General features: G+C 41.9%; 21 protein-coding genes and 2 pseudogenes. 6 read left to right on the top strand and 17 right to left on the bottom strand.

All coding sequences use genetic code 11. The annotated features are described in order from the left end of the window. Positions 1-38: 38 nt before the first annotated feature. Positions 39-989 (top strand): magnesium/cobalt transporter CorA, encoded by a 951-nt coding sequence (gene corA, locus ACE1SE_RS17490; protein WP_374051952.1) that lies wholly within the window; start codon positions 39-41, stop codon positions 987-989. Between the two features lie 123 nt (positions 990-1112). On the opposite strand, the gene rarD is transcribed toward corA, so the two are convergent. From rarD to ACE1SE_RS17475, 3 genes are all read right to left on the bottom strand, one after another. Continuing rightward, positions 1113-2003, bottom strand: a complete 891-nt coding sequence (gene rarD / locus ACE1SE_RS17485; protein ID WP_374051951.1) for an EamA family transporter RarD — start codon at positions 2001-2003, stop codon at positions 1113-1115. Positions 2004-2434: 431 nt separating this feature from the next. After that, the gene (locus ACE1SE_RS17480; protein ID WP_374051950.1) at positions 2435-3109 is read right to left on the bottom strand and encodes a hypothetical protein; all 675 of its coding nucleotides are present in this window, start codon (positions 3107-3109) and stop codon (positions 2435-2437) included. Between the two features lie 501 nt (positions 3110-3610). Next, positions 3611-4096, bottom strand: coding sequence for a thioesterase family protein (locus ACE1SE_RS17475; RefSeq protein ID WP_374051949.1), 486 nt, complete (start codon positions 4094-4096; stop codon positions 3611-3613). Positions 4097-4381: 285 nt separating this feature from the next. On the opposite strand from ACE1SE_RS17475, the gene recQ reads away from it, so the two are divergent. The 5 genes from recQ to ACE1SE_RS17450 all read left to right on the top strand — a co-directional run bounded on the left by recQ (position 4382) and on the right by ACE1SE_RS17450 (position 9632). After that, complete coding sequence (gene recQ / locus ACE1SE_RS17470) at positions 4382-6199, top strand: ATP-dependent DNA helicase RecQ (RefSeq protein ID WP_374051948.1); 1818 nt, start codon at positions 4382-4384, stop codon at positions 6197-6199. A gap of 69 nt (positions 6200-6268) precedes the next feature. Then, the gene (gene pldB / locus ACE1SE_RS17465; RefSeq protein ID WP_374051947.1) at positions 6269-7240 is read left to right on the top strand and encodes a lysophospholipase L2; all 972 of its coding nucleotides are present in this window, start codon (positions 6269-6271) and stop codon (positions 7238-7240) included. Positions 7241-7261: 21 nt separating this feature from the next. After that, positions 7262-8062, top strand: a complete 801-nt coding sequence (gene yigL / locus ACE1SE_RS17460) for a sugar/pyridoxal phosphate phosphatase YigL (protein WP_374051946.1) — start codon at positions 7262-7264, stop codon at positions 8060-8062. Positions 8063-8536: 474 nt separating this feature from the next. Next, positions 8537-8890, top strand: coding sequence for a DUF805 domain-containing protein (locus ACE1SE_RS17455; RefSeq protein ID WP_374051945.1), 354 nt, complete (start codon positions 8537-8539; stop codon positions 8888-8890). Between the two features lie 310 nt (positions 8891-9200). Next, positions 9201-9632, top strand: a complete 432-nt coding sequence (locus tag ACE1SE_RS17450) for a carboxymuconolactone decarboxylase family protein (RefSeq protein WP_374051944.1) — start codon at positions 9201-9203, stop codon at positions 9630-9632. A gap of 424 nt (positions 9633-10056) precedes the next feature. Here ACE1SE_RS17450 and ACE1SE_RS17445 read toward each other — a convergent pair whose 3' ends face one another. The 14 genes and pseudogenes from ACE1SE_RS17445 to asd all read right to left on the bottom strand — a co-directional run bounded on the left by ACE1SE_RS17445 (position 10057) and on the right by asd (position 23215). Next, entirely contained in the window at positions 10057-10482 is a 426-nt protein-coding gene (locus ACE1SE_RS17445) for a hypothetical protein (protein WP_374051943.1), read from the bottom strand. Between the two features lie 181 nt (positions 10483-10663). After that, complete coding sequence (locus tag ACE1SE_RS17440) at positions 10664-11137, bottom strand: hypothetical protein (RefSeq protein ID WP_374051942.1); 474 nt, start codon at positions 11135-11137, stop codon at positions 10664-10666. Beyond that, a complete protein-coding gene (locus tag ACE1SE_RS17435; protein ID WP_374051941.1) occupies positions 11094-11507 on the bottom strand; it encodes a hypothetical protein in 414 nt (137 codons plus the stop codon). The genes ACE1SE_RS17440 and ACE1SE_RS17435 overlap by 44 nt, the downstream gene beginning before the upstream one ends. Then, positions 11494-12441: a glycoside hydrolase family 19 protein gene (locus tag ACE1SE_RS17430; RefSeq protein WP_374051940.1), complete on the bottom strand. Its 948-nt coding sequence runs from the start codon at positions 12439-12441 to the stop codon at positions 11494-11496. Before ACE1SE_RS17430 ends, ACE1SE_RS17435 begins: the two co-directional genes overlap by 14 nt. Before the next feature lie 22 nt (positions 12442-12463). Continuing rightward, entirely contained in the window at positions 12464-12727 is a 264-nt protein-coding gene (locus ACE1SE_RS17425; RefSeq protein WP_374051939.1) for a hypothetical protein, read from the bottom strand. Between the two features lie 157 nt (positions 12728-12884). Continuing rightward, positions 12885-13313, bottom strand: a complete 429-nt coding sequence (locus ACE1SE_RS17420; RefSeq protein ID WP_374051938.1) for a hypothetical protein — start codon at positions 13311-13313, stop codon at positions 12885-12887. Between the two features lies 1 nt (position 13314). Then, the gene (locus ACE1SE_RS17415) at positions 13315-14640 is read right to left on the bottom strand and encodes a glycoside hydrolase family 19 protein (protein WP_374051937.1); all 1326 of its coding nucleotides are present in this window, start codon (positions 14638-14640) and stop codon (positions 13315-13317) included. A 22-nt stretch (positions 14641-14662) separates the two neighbouring features. Next, on the bottom strand, positions 14663-15451 hold the full coding sequence (locus ACE1SE_RS17410) for a DUF4123 domain-containing protein (protein WP_374051936.1): 789 nt from the start codon (positions 15449-15451) through the stop codon (positions 14663-14665). Beyond that, positions 15448-17208, bottom strand: coding sequence for a type VI secretion system Vgr family protein (locus ACE1SE_RS17405; protein WP_374051935.1), 1761 nt, complete (start codon positions 17206-17208; stop codon positions 15448-15450). The genes ACE1SE_RS17410 and ACE1SE_RS17405 overlap by 4 nt, the downstream gene beginning before the upstream one ends. Then, positions 17202-17627, bottom strand: a pseudogene (locus tag ACE1SE_RS17400) (transposase); the annotation flags it as partial. The gene ACE1SE_RS17405 and the pseudogene ACE1SE_RS17400, both read right to left, overlap by 7 nt. A 90-nt stretch (positions 17628-17717) precedes the next feature. Further along, positions 17718-18041: pseudogene (locus tag ACE1SE_RS17395) on the bottom strand (IS630 transposase-related protein). 6 nt (positions 18042-18047) lie between these two features. After that, on the bottom strand, positions 18048-18512 hold the full coding sequence (locus ACE1SE_RS17390) for a contractile injection system protein, VgrG/Pvc8 family (RefSeq protein WP_374051934.1): 465 nt from the start codon (positions 18510-18512) through the stop codon (positions 18048-18050). 412 nt (positions 18513-18924) lie between these two features. Beyond that, entirely contained in the window at positions 18925-22269 is a 3345-nt protein-coding gene (mscM, locus tag ACE1SE_RS17385; protein ID WP_374051933.1) for a miniconductance mechanosensitive channel MscM, read from the bottom strand. Positions 22270-22309: 40 nt separating this feature from the next. After that, positions 22310-23215 (bottom strand): archaetidylserine decarboxylase, encoded by a 906-nt coding sequence (asd, locus tag ACE1SE_RS17380; protein WP_374053708.1) that lies wholly within the window; start codon positions 23213-23215, stop codon positions 22310-22312. Positions 23216-23260 lie beyond the last annotated feature (45 nt).

The raw sequence follows: 23260 nt of genomic DNA, 5'->3' as shown, positions 1-23260 counted from the left end.
TACGATAAATGTAGGGAGTATAAGGAGACTTATGGTACATGCTGAACGCATTTAAATTAGAGAATAATCGCCTGCTCCGTCTTGAATTTGAAGAAGGTGATAAGTTATCTGACTCCATGTGGGTAGATTTAGTGGGTCTGGGGGATGATGATCGCCTCCGAGTCCAGAATGAGCTGGGACAAATCCTGGCGACCCGCACCGAATTGGATGATATTGAGGCATCAGCCCGTTTTTTTGAAGATGAAGATGGTATGCATGTCCATTCATTCTTCTACTTTGAAGATGCCGAAGACCATGCTGGCAACTCGACAGTCGCATTTACCATCCGTGACGGTCGTCTCTACACATTGCGAGAGCGTGAACTCCCTGCATTTCGATTATACCGAATGCGTGCCCGTAACCAGACGATGGTTGACGGGAATGCTTATGAATTGTTGATGGACTTGTTCGAAACCAAAATCGAACAATTAGCTGATGTTATTGAAAACATCTATAGCGTGCTGGAATCCCTGAGTCGAGTCATTATGAATGGTAAACAGGGCGATGAATTTGATTCTGCTTTGTCTAACCTTGCTGAACAGGAAGATATTGGCTGGAAAGTCCGCTTGTGCCTGATGGATAGCCAGCGCGCGCTGAACTTCCTTGTGCGTCGTGCTCGCTTGCCTGCTAATCAATTGGAACAGGCTCGTGAGATTCTGCGGGATATTGAATCTTTGCTGCCGCACAATGAATCTCTGTTCCAAAAAGTGAACTTCTTGATGCAAGCTGCGATGGGCTTTATCAACATCGAGCAGAGCCGCATTATCAAGATTTTCTCCGTTGTTTCCGTGGTATTCTTGCCACCGACGCTGGTAGCCTCCAGCTACGGTATGAACTTCGAATTTATGCCGGAATTGCATTGGACATTCGGCTATCCTGCAGCGATTGGGTTGATGATAGCAGCGGGTTTGGCGCCTTATCTCTACTTCAAACGCAAAAATTGGCTGTAGTTATCTCACCAGTTATCTATCTTTTATCTGTTAACGAGTTGTTTTTCAATTTGATTGACTAACCTGACCCAAATTTTAGAGAATGCCTTGGGTCAGGTTAGGTATGTTGTTGAAAGAATTTGACTACTTCCGTAAACGACGCTGCGTATAGAGCGCATCCAGTATAAATAGAATTAAGGCAGCCCAAATAAAGCCAAAAGTGATCAAACGATCTGATCCAATTTTCTCACCATAAACTAACGTTGCCAGCAAGAACATCAATGTTGGGCCAAGATACTGGAAGAAGCCCAGCGTAGACAAACGCAGATGCGCAGCGGCTGCGGTGAAAAACAGCAGTGGCACTGTCGTAATAATACCGGCAGCAATCAACATGAGGTTCAAAGAGTACGTATTATCCAACATATTACTTGTCGGGCTATGGGTGAAAAACAGCAGGTAAGTTAAGGCGACAGGGAATACCCAGGTTGTCTCAATCAACATACCTGTCTGTGCATCAACTCCCATTTTTTTGCGGATCAGTCCATAGACGGCAAATGTCGTCGCTAAGTACAAACCAATCATCGGTACAGAACCAAACTGCCATAGCTGGATCAATACACCAGTAACGGCCAATCCCACAGCAATCCACTGCATACGGCGGAAACGTTCACCAAGAAATATCATACCAAACAGAACATTAACCAGTGGGCTAATAAAATATCCCAGACTCGCTTCCAGCAAATGCCCATTATTGACTGCCCAGATATAGGTAAGCCAGTTACTGGTAATAGTGAAGGCAGTAATGCCTAGCAGCAGCAGTATTTTCGGCTGGCGAACAACAGCCCAAACCTGGCGCCAGTGACGAGTCACTGTCAGCATCAGCACCATAAAGAAAACCGACCATATAACACGATGTGACACGATTTCATCGGGGGGCACATATTGTATGGTCTTGAAGTAGATCGGTGCTAATCCCCAAATAAGATAAGCCCCTAAGGCATACAAGATACCTTTGGCAGTCTGTTGGTTACTCATAATATCCTTGAATGTTGAGAGAATGTTCAGAAAATCAGAAGAGCTTGTTAAGGTGATAGCTCATAGAACTATACAATGTGTCATTGGGATGAATGATTTACAAGTAGTTAATGGCATGAATAATAAATTAAATTTTTCTACTAAGCTGAATAGCACTTTATGCTAAATTATTATACCCAGATAACAGGAATATCTATAAATATATTATTCACGTATCCTCTCTGAAGGGTTAGCCTTGGAAATTGAATTTTATGATTATACTTGGCAATTTTGTTAAGGTAATTGCTAAACTTGATAATGAAACCATAGTTCAGAAGAGCATAATTACACCAGGAGAGCTGCTATCCCAATTTAAAAATCGCATTGTATTGACATCATTGTATTTCAAGATTGTTCTTGGCAGAATGATAAACAAGTATAATTTATTGTATCTATCTAAAACCTAATAACGTCTTAAATGGTGATTTCAGTTTACTTGGGCAATCCAGCCTCCTTATTTTTACCGCCCTGTCATTATTTCTTAATTCATTACACAATTGGGCTATGTCTTTGGGTGTCCAATATACATTGTTGGCATAGCCAACCCTTTGAATAGTATTTAATAAACTTTCTACTCCACCGGATTTTAATATTTTGGCAACCATTGTTGCACAATTTTTATTAATAGGATTATAACTATGGCTTATACGAAAATTGCCATACATTTTGCCGTTATAGAGTACACGCTTTTGGTGTTGCATTCTCTCAACATCCAAACCGATCAGATAATATTCCAGATGGGGAATCTCTAAAAAATCAGCTTGAATGTTATTAAAGGCTCCTGCAGATGATAAAGTTCCTCGCGGTATATTTAGTTCTGCAAGGAAACTGACATAGTTATCTTCTACCGGACGTTGTGGATTATATGAGGATCCAGCGTTCCTTGAACTGTTTAATGCTTCTAAATTTTCTGAGTAGAAGTCTGACCACGGGCATTGCGGTGTTCCACCGATATAAATAGAAGCATGCCCACAAGGGAAGCTGTGGCAGGGATACCAGATATATACAACAGCATCAACAGCTCTGCCAGAGAGGATCTCCGATTCTGCTTTGGTTCTTGGATTCATAACCTATTCTCATGTTGATCTACTTAATTAATTAGTATCAAAACAGTGTATTGTGAGGTTTTTCTGGTTATTGGTTCTTGATAATGGTTAAGGTAAGTTCAGCATAGTTGCTGTTGGAAATCTGTTTGTTGCCATTGGTTATCATATACCCAGAGTAACAGCTTGTTAATAGTTATAGTGAATTTAGATATCTGGCTCGATGCAGTTGCAGTGTAGTGTCATCGCCTTCTATTCATATGTCCACCTCACAAACTTCAAAGTCTTGTCGTTCAGATAACGAAAGAAGGATATCACACTTCTTTGGGGTGTATGATAAGCGATCTGCCAAATGTGATTTAAATATTTAATAGATCATTTAAATCAATTTATTATAAACGAATGGTGAGATTGAAAATAAGTATACCCACGAAAAGGGAATGTGTTTTGCTGACACATCCCTTCATTTATTTTAAGTTTGTATTTTGGACATGAGTTGGGTATTAGTTTTAGGGTTTAACAACATCAACTCACCAAATAAGTCCCCATTGCACTGGCGATATGCATTTGTTTTTCATTATGCAATTCAATTCTGGCGACAGAGACTTTATTGCCAGCGCGGATAAGATTGCAACTGGCGGTAAATACTTCACCACGTCCGGGGCGCAGATAATCCACGCGTAAATCGATAGTGCCTAATGTGGTTAGACGTTTTTGGATCTCAGCGATGGTAATCGTTTCAATGGATGTCAATGCATTGCCTGCACAAACCAGCCCTCCAGCAACATCTAATATGGAAGCGATTGCACCACCGTGCAGAATTTTATGAATCATATTGCCGATCAATTTTTCTTGGTAGCAAAATTGCAATTCTGCGTAGTCTGGTTCGAAGCGGAGCAGTTCGAGTCCTAACAGACGGTTGAATGGCATATGATAAACAAAAATTTCACCTATAAATTTACGAGCTTCTTCTGGGGTTAATATGGTGTCTACTGGCGGAATATTTTCCATGGTGGTTTTCCTGATAACCTGATAATGAAAAGTAAAATCAACAAGTGTTAAATGGGTTTATATGGTTAATGGATTGTTAAGTTTATGCTTTCATTATCGACTTTTCCAGTCTGTGAAGCGCTTCGAGAAACAATTCATGGGAAAAAAACGGACTACAAAAAATAACCATATAGCGTGTAGAATAAGCGGTAATTTTTTATATACAGGCGATCGGATCGCGACTGTGTTTTTATAGCCTGTTTTTAGGCTTTTTCAGGGATTACCTTCTAACGATCGAGGAAAGGCGTGTCTACCGCAGAACTCATCAGCACGGCATCGCTGGCTGAACAAGCATTACGAAAAACATTCGGATACCAGCAATTTCGTCCGGGGCAGCAGCAAGTTATTGACGCCGTTCTTGACGGGCGCGACTGTCTGGTGGTTATGCCAACGGGAGGCGGTAAGTCACTGTGCTACCAGATACCGGCATTGGTTAAAAATGGGCTGACTCTGGTTGTGTCTCCACTCATTTCATTGATGAAAGACCAGGTTGATCAGCTACGTGCGAATGGCGTTGAAGCGGAATGTCTGAACTCAACTCAAAATCGTGAACAGCAATTTGATATCATTCAACGTTGCCGTAAGGGGAGTATCAAACTGCTTTATATTGCCCCTGAACGGTTGGTAACGGATAACTTTCTTGACCAACTTCGCGACTGGCAACCTGTTTTATTGGCTGTCGATGAAGCTCACTGTATTTCTCAATGGGGGCATGATTTTCGCCCAGAATATCGGGCATTAGGGCAACTTCGTCGTCGTTTCCCCGATCTTCCAGTAATCGCACTAACCGCTACAGCAGATAAAGCGACCCGTCAGGATATCGTACGTTTACTGGAGTTGCATGAGCCGATTATCCATATCAGCAGCTTTGATCGTCCCAATATTCGCTATACTTTAGTTGAAAAATACAAACCGCTTGATCAGCTCTGGTCATTTGTCCGCGGTCAGCAGGGAAAAAGCGGAATTATCTATTGCAATAGTCGTACTAAAGTGGAAGAGACTGCGGAACGTCTACAAAAGCGGGGGTTAAGTGTTGCGCCTTACCATGCGGGGCTGGAAAACAGTCAACGGACATGGGTACAAGATGCTTTCCAGCGAGATGATTTACAGATCGTTGTGGCAACGGTTGCATTTGGTATGGGAATTAACAAACCTAATGTGCGCTTTGTCGTGCATTTTGATATTCCCCGTAATATCGAATCTTATTATCAAGAAACTGGCCGGGCTGGGCGAGATGGCTTACCGGCGGAAGCCGTGCTGTTTTACGATCCTGCGGATATGGTATGGCTGCGTCGCTGTTTAGAAGAAAAACCCGCAGGTGAACAACAAGATATTGAGCGGCATAAACTCAATGCCATGGGCGCATTTGCACAGGCACAGACCTGTCGGCGTCTGGTATTGTTGAATTATTTCGGGGAAAGCCGCCAAACAGCGTGTGGCAACTGTGATATTTGTCTGGATCCTCCCAAACGTTACGACGGTCTGGTAGAAGCACAGAAAGCGCTGTCCTGCATCTATCGCGTTGGACAACGTTTTGGGATTGGCTATATTGTAGAAGTGCTACGTGGTGCGAACAATCAACGCATTAGAGATTTTGGACATGACAAGCTACCTGTTTATGGCATTGGTAAAGAACAGAGTCAGGAACATTGGATGAGCGTCTTGCGTCAGCTTATTCACCTGGGGCTTATCAATCAAAACATTGCCAACTATTCTGCACTGCAATTGACTGAGGCTGCGCGGCCTGTATTACGTGGCGAAGTACCTTTACAACTTGCCGTACCACGTATCCAAAGCTTGAAAAGCCGCAATCAGCAAAACAAATCGTACAGCGGCAACTATGACCGCAAGTTATTTGCTAAGTTGCGCAAATTGCGTAAATCCATTGCTGATGAAAACAATATTCCACCCTTTGTTGTTTTCAATGATGTCACGTTAATTGAGATGGCAGAACAGTGCCCAATAACGCCAGATGAACTTTTGCTGATTAATGGCATTGGTCAGCGGAAATTAGAGCGTTTTGGTGATGCATTTATGACATTAATCCGAGAGCATTTTGAATAATTCGAGTAACTGAAAATATTGAATAACTAAAGGACAGTGAACTGAGGATTAGAGAACAGAGGATGACGAATGGCGCCTGAGATATTGAAAGCTAGTTGGTTAAACCGTGAACCTCAGTTCTCAGCCTTTACGAATGGATTATTACTGGATTTTTGGCAAACAAGAGAAGAGCGGCAATTTATAGGAATTGATGATATTCCTATCCATTATGTCTCCTTTTGTTCCCCTCATCATGACAAAACACTCGTTATTTTGCCTGGCCGTAGTGAAAGTTACGTGAAATACTCTGAGGTGGCCTATGATTTTTATCATCAGGGTTACGATATTTTCATTATTGATCATCGTGGACAAGGCCGTTCAGGGCGAATGTTGGACGATCGACAAAAAGGTCATGTTGAAGAGTTCGATCATTATGTTGATGACTTAGCTAAATTTATTGAGCTTGAAGTGGCACCTCGTCAATCTCACCGCTGTTATGCTCTAGCTCATTCAATGGGAGGGGCGATTTTGAGCCGTTTTCTGGTACGTTACCAAGAGTCGATTTTTCGTGCCGTGGCGTTATGTGCGCCGATGTTTGGTATCCATTTACCAATGCCCCGCTGGCTGGCGAATTTTCTGGTTAACCAGGCGGAACCCAATATTAAAAGACGTAACGCTTATGCCCTATCAACGGGGCAATGGCGGCCATTACCTTATTTTATCAACCTATTAACGCACAGTTATGCGCGTTATCAGCGTTATTTACGCTACTATGCTGATTATCCTGAATTGCGCCTTGGTGGGCCAACTTACCATTGGATGCGTGAAAGTATGCTGATGGGGGATAATCTGATTGAAAATGCCGGCAAAATTAAAACTCCGCTCATCGTATTACAAGCAAGTGAAGATAAGATAGTAAGTAATCGGAAGTTATTGGCTTTTTGTGCATCTCATCAAAATCCCCTGATTATTCAGGGGGCTCATCACGAAATCCTGTTCGAAAAAGATGCATTGCGAGCGCAGGCACTCAATGCAATTTGTGATTTTTTTGACCAGAACTGATTTAGTTTAGGAACTATAACTATGTATCATGTTGTTGCTTCAGATTTAGATGGCACTTTGTTATCTCCCGACCATAAATTAACCCCGTATACCAAGGAAACGTTGAACTTATTGACGGAGCAAGGGATTCATTTTGTTTTTGCAACAGGGCGGCATCATATTGATGTGGGACAGATCCGTGATGGATTGGGCATTGATGCTTATATGATTACTTCCAACGGTGCAAGGGTTCACAATACCCAAGATGAATTGGTATTTAGCCATAACTTAGATCCTGATATTGCCCATGATTTGTGTTTATTGGAGTTTGATAATCCCAATATCCTGACTAATTATTTCAATAACGATGATTGGCTAATTAATAGAGAAGCACCGGAACAGAAAGAGTTTTTTCAGGAGTCAGTTTTCCATTACCAACTTTTTCAGCGCGATGATTTTCCCACAGATGGCGTATGCAAGGTTTACTACACCAGTGAAGATCATGATTATTTGGTGGATTTGGAAGAGAGGATTAAAGCATGTTGGGGGGAAAGGGTTAATGTCAGTTTTTCACTGAGGAATTGTTTGGAAGTGATGGCTGGTAGTGTTTCTAAAGGTCATGCATTGGAGCAAGTTTGTCAATTGATCGGATATCAATTAAATGACTGCATTGCTTTTGGCGATGGTATGAACGATCGGGAAATGTTAAGTGTAGCCGGTAAAGGCTGCATCATGCAGGGAGCGCATCAGCGCTTGAAAGATATTTTACCTGATATGGAACTGATTGGTTCCAATGCGGATGATGCAGTTTCTTGTTATTTAAGGAAAATGTATCAGGTTTGAAGCTAATAGCCTAACGAAATTAATTGTTTGAAAGCAGCATCCGGTGTGATGCTGTTTGATTGTATTGATAAGTATTTTTTCCAATCAAATAACCAATCATGCTGATGGAAACTTGGGTCGTGTATTAAATATTGAGAACATGGCGTGGATCAGCTCAGGAGTGTGGATTTGAATTCGAATTACAAATTGGTGAATCTTGTGGCTGTAAGCTTAGTTTATAGTAAAATAATTGGTCTTATTTTTCTGATAGATTCATGCGTAACTTTGATATGAGCCAAAGATATTTATATTGTTCCTGTTCCTAATTTTACATTTGTAAGGTTTTTTTAAATCACTATCTAATAATGGCATAAATAAGGAAATATTTATCAACTAGTAATGGACTATGGACATTAAAAGATAATTAAGTATAAAATCCATCATCCTTTATAGTTTGCCCGCTTTTATATTATTTGACTTCGATAAAGTGATATTATGAATTGGTATCTTAGTGTTTTGAAAAATTACGCTGAATTCTCTGGCCGTGCCCGTCGTAAAGAATATTGGGTGTTCTGTTTATTTAACATTATTGTATTCTTCGCTCTTATAGTATTGGGTTTAACAATTAATGATATTGCTGGTTTTGCATTGTTGATAATTTATATTTTTGTTACTTTTATTCCAAGTATTGCGGTAACAATACGCCGATTTCACGATATTAACCTTTCTGGATGGTGGATTTTATTAACCTTTATTCCTGTAGCCAGCATTGTTTTATTCGTATTTACTCTGTTGGAAGGTACTCAGGGTGATAATGAATACGGCGCTGATCCAAAAAGAAAGTATTAACAGTGAAAACAATATATCGAAAATTTTAGTTTATTTTTATAAATCAGTAAGTTAAAATATTTATGGTATAGATAGATTAATTATTTTGTTTGCCACGTAATATAAAATGCTACTTATTCCTTTAGTGGCATTTTTTTGTTAATTATCTAATGGAATAATTAATATGGCGAATTATATTAATTTGAATAAATTCTTCTTTTATGCTTTTTAAATTAAATAAAATGGCTTTTATAAAAATCATCCTTTTCTTTGCTTAAAGTAATCATTTATAATATAGTCTCTTGGAATATTAATATAAGGAATATTATTTATGAGTAAATTACGTCTCGCTTACTACAACTTATCTCCAGAGCTATTGCAAGGTTTTCGTGCGGTAAAAGAAGGTCTGGAAAATAGTCCGTTAGGTTTGCAATTGGTTGAATTGATCTATTTGCGAGTATCTCAAATCAATGGTTGTTCTTTCTGCTTAAATAAACACACTCAAGTTTTGCGCGAAAATCAAGAGGTAGAACGTCGGTTAGCTGAATTAGCCGGATGGCGAGTGAGTAGTCAGTTTACTCCCCGTGAAAAAGCGGCGTTGGAATGGGCCGAGGCGTTGACTCACATTGTAACGACACACGCAGATGATAATGCTTATTTACCTTTGAAAGATCACTTCACAGATAAGGAAATTTCTGATTTAACTTTTGCAATTGCGCTTATGAATGGAATGAATCGATTAGCAATCGGTATGCGTCATTAATGTTATTTGACTTCATCGTCGTTGTTTTGAGCTAATTAAAAGGAAATATTTTCTTCTGGAAGTTGAGATCACGGTCCCTCCTTTTGAAAGAAAATCTTATACAAATATCACGCGGATCGAGATATTGGCGCATGAAGTACCGCCGTCCTACCGATAAAAAAGAAGACTGGCTGGCCCCTTTGGCGTTTACCCGCAACGGGCAGGAAATCACCATCATTAACCAGAGAAATGAAGATTAAAAAGTGAGGAAACAAACTATTTCTTGCGGGTGTTTTTTGGCTCTCCGTATTACCGGGTTAATGTTTAGGCTGGTAATGCGGAGAAGACAAGCGTAGCGTGTCAATCTAAACAGGTCAAAAATGAGACCACCTAGACAGTCACATTTAACATGAAATGGCGATTACACAAAGTTGGAAACAATATTCTATTTCCAGACACAGTCACCTATTTTTTCATCATAAGCATACCAATTTTCATCAAACTCAACTTCTTTGCCTTCTTTATCTTTATACGTGAAGCTTGAGAATCTTGCTCCCTGTGAAATAACTGTATATGTTCCATTAACTTCTCCTTTAATTGTTTCATTCCACACTATAGTATAAATAGATGGTCTTGTTTCTATTGATATTTCATCATCTTTAACGAAATTAATTGGTATGGCTGTATCAGATTTTTCATACTTAACATAACCAAGATAGACTTTATCTTTTTTTGAATAAAGAGTGACATATTTTATATTTATTGGTTTTTCACCATATGAAGTAAAACACATAATCTCAGTAGATTCTTTAAAAGCTAATACCTTAAAAGATAATAGCATCAACAAAAAAAGAGTGTTTTTTTTAACCATCTCAATTTCCTTTTAGATCAATAATTCATTTATTTACTTGGATTCGCCTAATAAGTGCAATTTCTGAAAAAGGCGGTCAGTTGTTATAGTAGTAATCTTTTTCACCAAAGGAAAATGCACTATGGCCTATACACAACTGACCATGCTAAAATGTGAGATCTCTCCCTAGGTTTTCCATGAACTATTTCCAAATACAATCTTTTTTTTCTATGTTATAAGCTTCTTCATTTTCCTCAAAATTCACTTGTTTTCCTTTCTTATTTATATAGTTGAAACCATAGATTCTTGCTCCCTGTGAAGTAATAGTATAGGTTCCGTTTACTTTACCTTGAATCCTTTCATTCCATACCGTTGTACTCATATATGGTCTATCTTCACTTAATATTGTAGACTCTTCTTTAACGAGAAGAATCGGTATAGAAATATGAGACTTTTCATACTTAACATAGCTAAGACTAGCATTATCTTTCCCTGAATAAATGTTAACCAATTTTATATTTATTGGTTTTTTATTGTCAGAAGTCAAACATCTAAATTCACTAGACCATTCAGAAGAAAATGCATTATAAGATAATAGCATAAAAATAAAAAAAATAGTTTTCTTATACATTTTAGCTTCCTTTTCCTTTCCTTCCTCTGTTTTCGCTTCTTCCATCTTTTCTTTCTCCTCCTTTCAGGGCTGCGATTCTCTCGTTTATATAATTGGAAACATCACACTTTTTTATTCCATACATTTTTTGTTCTAACTCATTTCTTCTAAAAGGATTCGTAGTGATTAATTCCTGTACTCTTTCATAGCCTCTCAACGCTTCATCTTTGTCCTTCACCGTTCCTTGGCGTGTTATTATATTAGGATCATGCCAGAGTCCCCATGCAAATGAATTAACTTTATAATTGTAGATAGAACTACTGTTAAATTCGAATTTTTCATTATCTAACAATTGATTAAGGTGAGCAGCCTTCAATGCCTTAATTGCCTTTTTTAAGTAATTTAATCTATCATTATAGCCATTAAACCCCCCCATTAATAATAGCTGTCGCTTTGTTGAAATCGTCATTTTCAGCAGAATCAAAGACTGATGCTTTTATCTTATAAAACCAGAAAGCAGATAACACGCTATGTGGTGGCGACAATAATTTATCCCTATTTTCAGCAGAAGAAGTTACATCTTCATTGATATACTTGCCATAATTATCATAGTTTTTTTCATGGGTTAATTGTATTAATCCCCGACCATACCAAGGATTATATATTTTTGTTTCTCCTTCAATTTCTTTCGTATATCGCAATGCACCACTTTCATGGCATACCTGCGCTAAAAAATGCGCTTTTCCTCGACATGTAGTAATATCAAACTTATCAAATCCTTGATTAAGTGCCTTTAAATTGTCTTGAAGTCTTCTTTGCGGAGCATTGGGCAATATCTCTTGCAGTTCAGCTAGAGTAATATCTCTATTGCATGCGCACTTTTTAATCGCTCGCATTTCCAATACATATCGCCGATTGAGTGGATGGGTTGACAGTCCTTGTAACGTCGAACCATGGAAATGATCTGAATTCTGTAATTCCTGCTCCTGCCATCCTTGAATTGTAGGATAGCCGTCACTGAGCATTCCCAATGTGATGTATTGATATTCATGTCCATCCGTTAAAGTCTTTGGTTTAACATGAGAGTTGGCTTCTCCAGTTTTTGGGCGAGGAGTTCGTTTGACAATTTCATCCGCCAGTGGTTGTGCTGACATAGATAAGATGACAGGCATTGGAGGAAGGTCTTCTTCACGTAATATTCCATTACCATCCGTGGTACCCGTTCGCACAATGCTTTTGTTTCCGCGACTTGTCAGTTTATAAGGTATACCCGTTAATGGTTCACCTTGTTCATCCACAAGTTGAAATTCAATCCAATGTTTCAGTATTTTTTGACAATCAATGCAATTTGTCGGATCTAACGGCTTCATTCTTCTTTTCCTTCTGTTCTATTTATCCGTCAATACGCTCGTTAAGGGCAACTTTTTGACTATCAGTCAGAAAGTGCTCAAGGGTTAACTTGTCCAGTTTACCGTTTTCGTCTCTTGCCTGTTTCAGCCATGTGACAAGGCTGTGCTGCAATTGTCCTTCCGGTTCATCCAGTTTCAGTGCCAATTCGGGATTTTCTTCCCAAAGCTGGCAACCTAATGCATAAGCCAGACTATTAAGGGTAGAATCAGCGGAATAACGCGCTTCAATCAGATGATCACCCAACACAAACAAACTCGTACTCAGTTCCTGAGGGCAATTTTCTGGCCGGTATCAAAGAAGACAAACGTAGAGCGTCATTGCCAATCTGAACAGGTCAAAAATGAGACCGTCTAGACGGTCTCATTTTATATGAAATGGTGATACACAAAATCCTAAACAAGGTCTATTTTTTCCAGACACAATCATCTATTTTTTCATCATAAGCATCTTCAATTTCTACAAAGTCAACCCGCTTACCTTTTTTGTTTTTATATATTAAACCAGAGTAGTACGTTCCTTGTAAAAGAACCGTATAGGTTCCATTGACTTCCCCTTTAATCATTTCATTCCATACCGTTGTATCGATAGATGGCCTAGTCTCACTTAATATTACATCGTCCTTAACAAAAACAATTGGTATAGCATTATCGGACTTTTCATACTTAACATAACCAAGATAGGCTTTATCTTTTTCTGAATACAAAGTGACATATTTTATATTTATTGGTTTATCATTATCATCAGTATAACAAGAAACTGAAATAGATAATTCGGACGCAAAAACATTGTAAGATGATATAATAAACATTAAAAAAATAATTTTTTTAAACATTTTAATTTCCTCTTCTTTCTCTGCCTTCCCTTTCAACCTCTCTTCTCAGAATTGCGATTCTCTCGTTTATATAATTGGGGATATCACGCTTTTTTATTTCATATATTTTTTTATCCAATTGTTTTTCTGAAAAAGGACTTTTAGCGAGTAATTCCTGTGCTCTTTCATAGCCTCTCAAAGCTTCATCTCTATTTTTTACAGGTCCATGTTGTGTTGTACCAGAATCATGCCAGAGCCCCCATGCAAAAGAATTAATTGGGTTATTGTAGATAGAGCTACGAGTAAATTTGAATCTTTCATCTTCTAACAATTCATTAAGATGTCCAGCCTTCAATACCATAACTGCTGTTATTAGTTTATTTAATCTATCAGTATAACCAGTGAATCCTCCATTAATAATGGCAGTCACCTTGTTAAAATCGTCATGCCTAGCAGCATTAAAGGCTCTGGCATGTATTTTATAAAACCAAAATGCCGATTTTACACTATGTGGTGAAGACAATAACTTATCCCTATTTTCAGTAGAAGAAGTTACATCTTCGTTAGCATATTTACCATAATAGGTATAGTTACTTTTGTATGTTAGTTGAATGAACCCTCGACCATACCAAGGTTGATATCCTTTATTTTCTCCTCCACCTTCTTTCAATATCCGTAATCCCCCACTTTCATGGCATATCTGTGCGAAGAAGTGGGCTTTACCTCGGCATGTAGTAATACCAAAATCCTTAAACCCATCATTAAATGCCTTTAAATTATCTTCAAGTACTGATTCTCGTGCTAGGGGCGCTATCTTTTTCAGTTCAGCTAGAGTTATGTCTCTATCACATGCACATCCTTGAATTACACGCATTTCCAGCACATGCCGTCGTTTAAGTTTATGGGTTGACAACCCTTGTAACGTCGAACCATGGAAATGATCTGAATTCTGTAATTCCTGCTCCTGCCATCCTTGCATTGTAGGATAACCGTCACTGAGCATTCCCAATGTGATGTATTGATATTCATGTCCATCCGTTAAAGTCTTTGGTTTAACATGAGAGTTGGCTTCTCCAGTTTTTGGGCGAGGAGTTCGTTTGACAATTTCATCCGCCAGTGGTTGTGCTGACATAGATAAGATGACAGGCATTGGAGGAAGGTCTTCTTCACGTAATATTCCATTACCATCCGTGGTACCCGTTCGCACAATGCTTTTGTTTCCGCGACTTGTCAGTTTATAAGGTATACCCGTTAATGGTTCACCTTGTTCATCCACAAGTTGAAATTCAATCCAGTGTTTCAGTATTTTTTGACAATCAATGCAATTTGTCGGATCTAACGGCTTCATTCTTCTTTTCCTTCTGTTCTATTTATCCGTCAATACGCTCGTTAAGGGCAACTTTTTGACTATCAGTCAGAAAGTGCTCAAGGGTTAATTTGTCCAGTTTACCGTTTTTGCCTCTTGCCTGTTTCAGCCATGCGACAAAGCTGTGCTGCAATTGTCCTTCCGGTTCATCCAGTTTCAGTGCCAATTCGGGATTTTCTTCCCAAAGCTGGCAACCTAATGCATAAGCCAGACTATTAAGGGTAGAATCAGCGGAGTAACGCGCTTCAATCAGATGATCACCCAACACAAACAAACTCGTACTCAGTTCCTGAGGGCAATTTTCTGGCCGGTAATAGCAAACCGGATCGGGCGTATCGATCATCAGCTCATTCACCTGTGTTAACAGTTCACGCCAATCCCCCGGTTTCAAAGCGGGCAGTAACGGTGTGAAAATGCGGTTATCCATCAGTCGCAACACCACAACCTGACCACGCAGCAATACCTGCTGATGTAAGCGCCAGTGTTCTAACTGAAATGACCACGGTAAGGTACTGCGATAGCCCCAGCCCCAACTGGCATCACTGAATGCGTGTTTATCCAGCAATTGCGCCAGTTCCGGCAGGCACTTGGCTTTGGGTTGGATCAGCCACGGGCTTTGTTCCAGCATGGCATTCATCGGTGTACCGCTGTAGAGCGGAAATGCCTGCTCTGTCCAGTCGTTGAGGTAAAAAAGCTGGACGGGATTCGGTTTCGCCAGACTGTTGACCAGAAAATAACACTCGCCTCTGTCTTGCTGTGATAACCAAGCTTTCCAATTAATCGATTCCATCATGCTTCCTCTGCTCCGGTGATAACCCAATTTTCTTCTTGCTGCGCGAGAATGGCACAGGGTGGTTTAGCCGGAAATTCAATGGTCGGGAGCGCTTCCGCCATCGGGAGTTGCCCTACTTGTGCCAGTGGCTCCACACCTTCCGGTAATTGCAGTGATACCCCGCGCCCGCTGCCGCCTGAACCTTGCCCGACATTAATCGGTGAGCAGAGAATGCCAGCCGGTGTGACTTTGAGAAAACTGCCGCCCACTTTCAGCGTGATTTCTGCTGCCGCTTCCAGTACGACCTTGCCGCCGCTTTTCAGGTGGATTTCCTGCCCGCTGTCAATGACGGTCGCATCGCCGGTCTGGGTATGCTGGCTGCCGGCAATCCGGTGTGACACATCTCCTTCCGTGGTGATTTTGCGCGAACCGGCGACCTGATGATGGTCATCGGCACGAATATCGTGGTAACGGTTGTTATCGATGCGGCTCTTCTGGTCATGTTTGATATGCCAGTACGCATCATTTTCGATATGCGCGGTCAGGTCTTTCTGGCCGTGGAGATAGATTTCTTCGCTGTCTTTGGCATCCTCAAAACGCAGTTCGTTAAAGCCTTTGCCTTTGTGGGTTTTGGTTTTAAAGGTGGTTCGGGTCTTCTGCGCCGGTAAATCCAGCGGTGGGCGGTTCAGGCCGTTATAAACACAGCCGGTAACAATCGGCCGATCAATATCCCCGTTGAGATAGGAAATAATCACTTCCTGTCCGATACGCGGGATGGCCATAAAGCCAAAACCGTTGCCGTTCCAGCCCTGTGCCACGCGTACCCAGCACGACGCACCATCATCGGGTTGGTCATAGCGGTTCCAGTGGAAATGCACTTTAATTGCGCCGTCTTTGTTGACGAAGATTTCTTCGCCTTCCGGCCCGACCACTATTGCAGTTTCATCGCCATCTGCCAGCGGTTTGTAGTGGAAAGGCGGACGATAATCATCCAGACCGGAAATAAAACTGAACTGGTTGGAAAGTGTGGTGCCTTCACCGGCATCATTTCCCAATGCCTGCGGACAGCGCCCGTGGTGGCTGATACTGACTACCTGCCAGCGAACATTCAGCGGTTTATGGGGATGATTTTTTATCTCGAAGATTTTACCTGGCATCAGTTTGATGCAGTTACTGCTACCGCTGCTGGTTTGTTTCTGGTTGTCCAGCGCTTCCTGCCGGTATTTTAAAAACGGAATGGCGGCGGCATCTTTCTGAAAATGCCCGTAACTTTCAAACATGGTGTAAGGTGTCTGGCTACCAAAATCGCGGAAACCTTCACTGCTGTGCATATGGGAGAGATGATAGCGCGGGTTCTCCGGGTTGAAATCTTTGTGCAGGCTGCGTTGCGGGCTCATGCCGACGCCTAACCGTACCTGATAAATCGTATCTACCCCGTGCGCGGTTTCCGGCTGGGGCTGGTATTGCAGCGGCAAGCCAGCCGTCATGCCCAGATGGCTGTCACTGAAAAACAGCGTTTCATCCTCAAACCAGAAACTGATACCTTCTTCCGCGGCTAACCGGCTGAAAAAATCATAATCGGATTCGCGCTTCTGGGTCACATATTCCCTGTCCTGATGCGCATCGTAGAGTTTTGAATTGGCTTTTACCCGATGTTTTTTCAGCAGGCTGTTTAAAATGGCCGGCACATTTTGCTGATGATAAATTCGGCTGTCCTGATTGAGCGTCAGCCGCCAGCAGGCAGGGCGGACGGTGACGGAATATAGCAGAATCAACATGATCTGACATATTCGATGTGCTCGGTGAACAACTCATCAACTGAACATCTTTTTTGTCTTCTTATCGCTTTTGCCCTACTCCATTTGTGTTCTATGGGATTCAAGTCCGGACTATAAGCGGGAAGCCACTCTAATTGATGTTGACTCTCTGCTATCGCTTGTATCGTATCAAGTCGTTTATGAAAGCGCGCATTATCCATGACTATCACGGCACCGTGTGGGAGTTTTGGCAATAAATCCTGCGTCACCCACGCATGAAAGACATCGGCATTAATGTTGCCAGTAAATAAGCTTAAGGTGATGAACGTATTTTCGAGAATGGCACCAATGACGTTAATCCGACCTTTCGCGTGCCAATCCTGTGTACCAAAACAACGCTGCCCCTTTTCTGAATACCCGTATATCCGTGGCATTGACTGCGCGAAACCACTTCATCCAAATACACAATCGGTTTGCCTTCCTGTTCATAGTCGCTGATGCGCTCGACAAACGCCTGACGAAGCTGAGGATTAGCGCGAGGATGTTTTAAGGTTTTTTTTAAGCGTGAGCCGAAGCCGTTTCAAAGCGTAATGAATCGCCGATTGTGAGATCCCCAGGCGCTTTGCTCTTTCCCATTGATAGTCATCAGGAAAATTTTGGACATCCGCAATGAGTACCTCATCAGGAATTTTTATGGGAGGCTTATCACGCGTCATGCAAGGTTCTAGTTTATGGCTCTACCGGAACAGGGTACGAATAGAGATCTCAAAATGGGCACTCGTTTGTTCGAAAGTCAACGAATGCTTATCTTTGTATGCCAGTACTCTTTTTCGAAAATCTAAACTGTAACCCATTTCACTTTATGCCTTGTCATTTTGGATTTGGATATTATGACATATTAGTATGATTCTGCTATAGATTGTCTTATTACCATCGGTGCCCACCCAGTCCGCATGGGAGATGATGCCGGTGATTTTGCGCTGCTCCGTTTCACCATAAAAAACCTGCAACACCGATTCCTGCATCAGCAGCGAGGCCAAATCAATCTCCGCCTGTGGTTTAAACGGATTCGGGTTGCCCGTTCTGACCAGTGTCAGATTGAGGGTAAAGAGTTCGGATAATCCTTCCTGTAGAGAAAAATCGCCAACCGCAAAGGTGTCTTCCGGTACACCGGCGATATGGCAGACAAAGCGTAATCCATCGACATGCCAGAACTGCCATAGCACCTTGTGACTGTCCGGGGTGAAAATCTCCAGCATGACAAACGAAGATTGGGTGATAAAACAAGCTAGTACCTGATTGATTAACCGGCAGAATCGATACATTTCTCCCTGATTACGATAACAATCAGGGTTCAACGTCAGTGAGAGTAAATGCCCGCGAATGGGGCGCCCCCGCCGTATCCAGTCTGTAAAGGTGATTTATTGTATCTATTTATCAATAAAATTAATTAACTAATTAGATTAAATGTTTGTCTGATTTTGGCTGAATATGGAGGGATTAGCGGAATTTGTGAGGAAATTCAGGTAAAAGTAAAGATGACACGAACTGCCACGGTTTGACTCACCCTGACTAACCGCTAATACCTTTTCTTACAAAACGTTCCATCGCCTGTCAGGATCGCCTTCGGGGGGCGAAACAAAACTCCCGTGGCCTGAAAGGGAGAGCAATAGCCCCTGCCATGTTCACAATCACCATTTATCCTGTACGTCTGGTTTTCAACTCACTGCCTTGTAACTACAGTTCTCCCGGCCTGCGTGGGGGGTTACGGCCCGTGAAGTTAGTTGTCGCACTGCGGATCTCTTGTCCAAAAATATCAACCCGTGCCTGGAATGGTGGGAATGGCAAGGTGATATCATGTTTGCGGAATTCCTGCAAAATATGTTGATGCACTTCATGACGGGCAGGCATACGATGCCCCATCTCTGCGGCATAAGCACGTAGTTCATAAATCTGAATGCCTTGTTGCAAATCCACTAAATACACTTCTGGCATCGGGTTATCGAGAATAAAGGGTGAACTTTTGGCGGCAGACAGTAATATGTCGGTGGCGTTTGCGGAATCAACATCAGCCGGCACAGGGATTGTCAGGACGATACGAGTGATCGTGTCAGACAGTGACCAGTTGATGAATTGCTCTGTAATAAAGGCCTTGTTGGGAACAATAATTTCTTTTTTGTCCCAGTCAGACAACGTTGTTGCCCGTGTATTGATCTTCGTGATACTGCCTGTCAGACCGCGGATAGTCACGGTATCACCAATGCGGATCGGTTTTTCAAATAAGATGATCAGGCCAGAAATAATATTGGTGAAAATTTCCTGTAAGCCAAAACCAAGCCCAACCCCCATTGCAGCAATTAGCCATTGTATTTTTGCCCATTCAATACCCACCAGAGAAAAACCAACCAGACCACCAATGAGGGTAATGCTGTATTTGGTCAATGTCGTAATGGCATAACCTGTTCCCGGAGTCAGCACTAAATGCTGTAATAGGGCAAGTTCCAGCAGAGCTGGCAAGTTACGGACAAGTTGTGTAGTAATAATAATAACTAAGATTGCAATTAATACGGAGCCTAGGGTAATTGGCTGAACGCTATCAACACCGTTGATGGTTGTACTCACGTCCCAAAGCCGGATATTTTCAAGGAAAGAGAAGGCTGAATGTAGCTCAGACCACAATAGGATAAGTGAAACCAGTGCTGTCATTGTCAGGATTGAACGCACTAATCCTAATGATTGGGCACTGATGGCATCCAAATCAATGACTGGCTCTTCAACTTCGATTGCGCCTTCTACACTGCTATTAATATTGCCAGAATCTTCCTCACTTTTGGCGCGTTGGGCCAATATTTCTGCCCGGCGTTGTTTTGCCCGCTCAAAAGCTATCTTACGGCGCTGGATCAGCATCCATCGACGCACAATGTGGTAAACAACCAGCAGGAAGAACCAGATAGCGACAGAAGTTTCCAGACGACCTAATAGCGCCTGTGAGGTTTGCAGATAACCCAGGATCGAAGCGAGTGCCGCTAAGATTGGGGCCGAGAGCAGTATCCACCATAGAACAGAACTAACAATATTCTCACCTGAACCATGTTTGTCCATATAGAGTGGAATGCCAGCCCGTTTTAAGCTGCTGGTTACCAAACTCAGCGAAATACAGAGCATGATGAAGCACAGCCTGCCGAGGGTTGCGATAAAATCCTGATCTTTGTAATGATTAAAAGTGATCAATGCCATCATGAGAGGCACGATCAGGAAAATGGAAAGACGATAGAAACGCATCGCTCGCTTGATGCGTTCTTCCGGCCAGCGAAAATGGGCAATAAATAAGCCATTGGGATGAGCAAAGGCTGCGCTGAGCATAAAGACCCACAACACGGGAGTGGTTTCACGTACACCGTTGCCTATTGCGGTTGCCATTGGATATTGCCATGCATTTTGCAACCCATAACCAATAGCAGACCAAAGCATTGGCAACGGTAATGCCGCAACAACAGACCAAAAAACTGTGCGCATAGTCAGAGAGAAATGATCTTGTGTCACTTTACCGATGCGATTGCTCGAACGCTCAAGAAAAGCATGATACTGGCGGTGTGAGCTAACACTAAAAATGACCAATAATAAAGTACCTAGCAAATAGAGCAGAGTATCTTGTTTAGTCAACATGCTGTGGATTGCGGCACCCAACTGAGAGAACGTATCCAGAGATAACAGACGCGTCAGATTTTGCACCACCTGCAAGGGATAATTGAGCGATATAGGATTGACATCCGCTACCCAGAACAGATAGCGGTGGGTAGCATCCTGAACTTCTTTCAGGGCATCATTTAATTTGTTGGTGATTACCTTGAATTGTGTCTGTTCCAGTATCTCATTGTCATATCCTGATAACAGGGAATTTAATAGCTCTTTCCTGGTGCGGATAAGTGACTCGTAGACCTTCTTTTGCTCTGGCGTCAGAGTGTGATATGAAGGCAATGTCTGCTCAAGAGGCCGTTGCAGGTGTTCCAGCATTTCCTCATATTTCAATCTTTCGACCCGCAATTCGACAATATCTCTGTCAATTTGCTGGGATTTTGACATATCGGGAATATGGGTGACTCTCGCCCTCAAGGTTTCGCCAAGTGCAGTGGAATCGTTTAGCCATTGTGCTTGTTCACGGATAGTATTGAGCGTTTGGAGAACAAAAAGAATTTCGCTATTGGCCTTACGCTGCTTTGAACCAATGGCTTCCATTCTCTGGGTTTGTTGATTGAGCATGTGCGACAACTGGCGGTTTTGCTGGAGTTCATCTTGCAAAGACTGTGGCAGTTTTTCTCCACTTTGCTCTGCCAGCATTTCTGTATACTCCAGTGCAGATTCCGTTTTCTGCTGGCGTTGGGTATTTAACTGGCTACGTAATTGCTGGAGTTTAAGATCCAGTCGTTGATAGCGTTTTTTGTATAATTCTGCGCGTATGCGCGCAATCTCCTGACGATTATTGACAGAAAGTTGAGCCATCTCCAGTTCATCAGCCATAGCCTTACGGGCATTGACTTCTGCTTGCACCAGCGCTAATTGTGCTTTGGACAGTGGTGTGGAAGGTGAATCCAGAGACTGGAACCGAGAAGTTGCCTCAGTCAGCAAACGTTTCGCCTCAGCTTGTTGTTGAGGCAATTGACTCATGGAATCACTGATTTCTCGAAGCTTATCCTGTTCGTGCTGTAATTGGCGCCCTTGTTCCTGTAATTCGTTATTTGTCTGGATAATTTGCTGTTCTAAATTGCTGATAGGCTGATTGGCCGGAATGGGCGTAGCGGCATTGTTTTCAGCAAGGATTTTTTGGCGCAGTTCTTTGATGATTTTAGGAAATTCATCAATTGCTTGTCGATACCTCTGAGTACGCTCATTGGCTAATTTTGTATCATTAATCCAATTTATTGCCCCTTGAAGTGCATGTGTGATTTCAGAATCTTGTGAGCGCTTACTGCCGCCAGCCTGCTTCAGCTCTTGTTTTAGTTGGGTTTCATCCAACTGAGGCACAGAAGCAAAAGCCGGGATCGCAATTAAGAGGCTGAGAAGTAAACTGATAATCAGGCGCACAATAAGGGGCTCCTTGGTTATAAATTAGCTGATGAGATCTTTAGTTCATTGTTTCATCGTTATTTACTGTGGGTTCTTCTGATGCGACAGTCTGTGCCATCATGTCTCCCATGCGGGTTTGTGAACCACTGTATAAGTTGTTGGCAAAATTAATCTGATTAGCAGCAAACAAGTTGATCACTGTTGAACCCAGCTTGAATCGCCCCATTTCCTCGCCTTTTTTGAGGAAGATGACGCCTTCTTGACCTTCTGTAGGGTAAGTCCAGCGCTTGATGATGCCTTCACGCGCAGGTGTGACACAGCCACTCCAGACAGTTTCAATACTGCCAACAATGGTCGCACCAACCAGAATTTGCACCATGGGGCCAAACTCTGTCTCAAATAAACAGATAACGCGTTCATTACGCGCAAATAAGTTTGGCACATTGGCTGCCGTCAATGGGTTTACTGAGAACAGATCACCAGGGACGTAGATCATCTCTTTGAGCACGCCATCGCATGGCATGTGGACACGATGATAATCCTTTGGCGATAAGTAAGTCGTGATAAATTGACCATTACGGAACTGTTCGGCCAGTTGATACTGCCCTGCCAGTAAGGCTTCTATAGTGTAATAGTGGCCTTTGGCCTGAATAATCTGATCTTCGCGAATCGCCCCAAGCTGGCTTACGGTGCCGTCTGCTGGCAGAGCCAAGTGGTGGGCTTCATTGGCAATAGGGCGAATACCTTCCTTAAGAGGACGGACAAAAAACTCATTAAATGTTGAATAAGCAGTGAATGAAGGATCTTTTGCCTCATTCATATCCACTTTATAGATCTTAGCAAAAGCCTTGATAGCAAGCTGTGTCAGCCAGCCAGCCTTTTTATCGGCAAACCAACCTGCCAGTTTTGTAATGCCTTGTTTTGGCAGTAAATATTGTAGACTGATTTTAAAATTATCCAGCACGTCAACCTCTTGGATCTCTTCTTGGCAAATTGGACAAAAGTCGGC

Source organism: Xenorhabdus taiwanensis, assembly GCF_036512875.1.
Taxonomy (GTDB): domain Bacteria; phylum Pseudomonadota; class Gammaproteobacteria; order Enterobacterales; family Enterobacteriaceae; genus Xenorhabdus; species Xenorhabdus taiwanensis.
Note: the sequence above shows the minus strand (reverse complement) of the source record. Positions and strands in the feature narration are given on the sequence as shown.

Bases quoted from the DNA above. Each gene is read 5' to 3' on its own strand.
- corA (WP_374051952.1), top strand. From the start codon at position 39: ATGCTGAACGCATTTAAATTAGAGAATAATCGCCTGCTCCGTCTTGAA.
- rarD (WP_374051951.1), bottom strand. From the start codon at position 2,003: ATGAGTAACCAACAGACTGCCAAAGGTATCTTGTATGCCTTAGGGGCT.
- ACE1SE_RS17480 (WP_374051950.1), bottom strand. From the start codon at position 3,109: ATGAATCCAAGAACCAAAGCAGAATCGGAGATCCTCTCTGGCAGAGCT.
- ACE1SE_RS17475 (WP_374051949.1), bottom strand. From the start codon at position 4,096: ATGGAAAATATTCCGCCAGTAGACACCATATTAACCCCAGAAGAAGCT.
- pldB (WP_374051947.1), top strand. From the start codon at position 6,269: ATGGCGCCTGAGATATTGAAAGCTAGTTGGTTAAACCGTGAACCTCAG.
- yigL (WP_374051946.1), top strand. From the start codon at position 7,262: ATGTATCATGTTGTTGCTTCAGATTTAGATGGCACTTTGTTATCTCCC.
- ACE1SE_RS17455 (WP_374051945.1), top strand. From the start codon at position 8,537: ATGAATTGGTATCTTAGTGTTTTGAAAAATTACGCTGAATTCTCTGGC.
- ACE1SE_RS17450 (WP_374051944.1), top strand. From the start codon at position 9,201: ATGAGTAAATTACGTCTCGCTTACTACAACTTATCTCCAGAGCTATTG.
- ACE1SE_RS17445 (WP_374051943.1), bottom strand. From the start codon at position 10,482: ATGGTTAAAAAAAACACTCTTTTTTTGTTGATGCTATTATCTTTTAAG.
- ACE1SE_RS17440 (WP_374051942.1), bottom strand. From the start codon at position 11,137: ATGGAAGAAGCGAAAACAGAGGAAGGAAAGGAAAAGGAAGCTAAAATG.
- ACE1SE_RS17435 (WP_374051941.1), bottom strand. From the start codon at position 11,507: ATGGGGGGGTTTAATGGCTATAATGATAGATTAAATTACTTAAAAAAG.
- ACE1SE_RS17430 (WP_374051940.1), bottom strand. From the start codon at position 12,441: ATGAAGCCGTTAGATCCGACAAATTGCATTGATTGTCAAAAAATACTG.
- ACE1SE_RS17420 (WP_374051938.1), bottom strand. From the start codon at position 13,313: ATGTTTAAAAAAATTATTTTTTTAATGTTTATTATATCATCTTACAAT.
- ACE1SE_RS17415 (WP_374051937.1), bottom strand. From the start codon at position 14,640: ATGAAGCCGTTAGATCCGACAAATTGCATTGATTGTCAAAAAATACTG.
- ACE1SE_RS17410 (WP_374051936.1), bottom strand. From the start codon at position 15,451: ATGATGGAATCGATTAATTGGAAAGCTTGGTTATCACAGCAAGACAGA.
- ACE1SE_RS17405 (WP_374051935.1), bottom strand. From the start codon at position 17,208: ATGTTGATTCTGCTATATTCCGTCACCGTCCGCCCTGCCTGCTGGCGG.
- ACE1SE_RS17390 (WP_374051934.1), bottom strand. From the start codon at position 18,512: ATGTATCGATTCTGCCGGTTAATCAATCAGGTACTAGCTTGTTTTATC.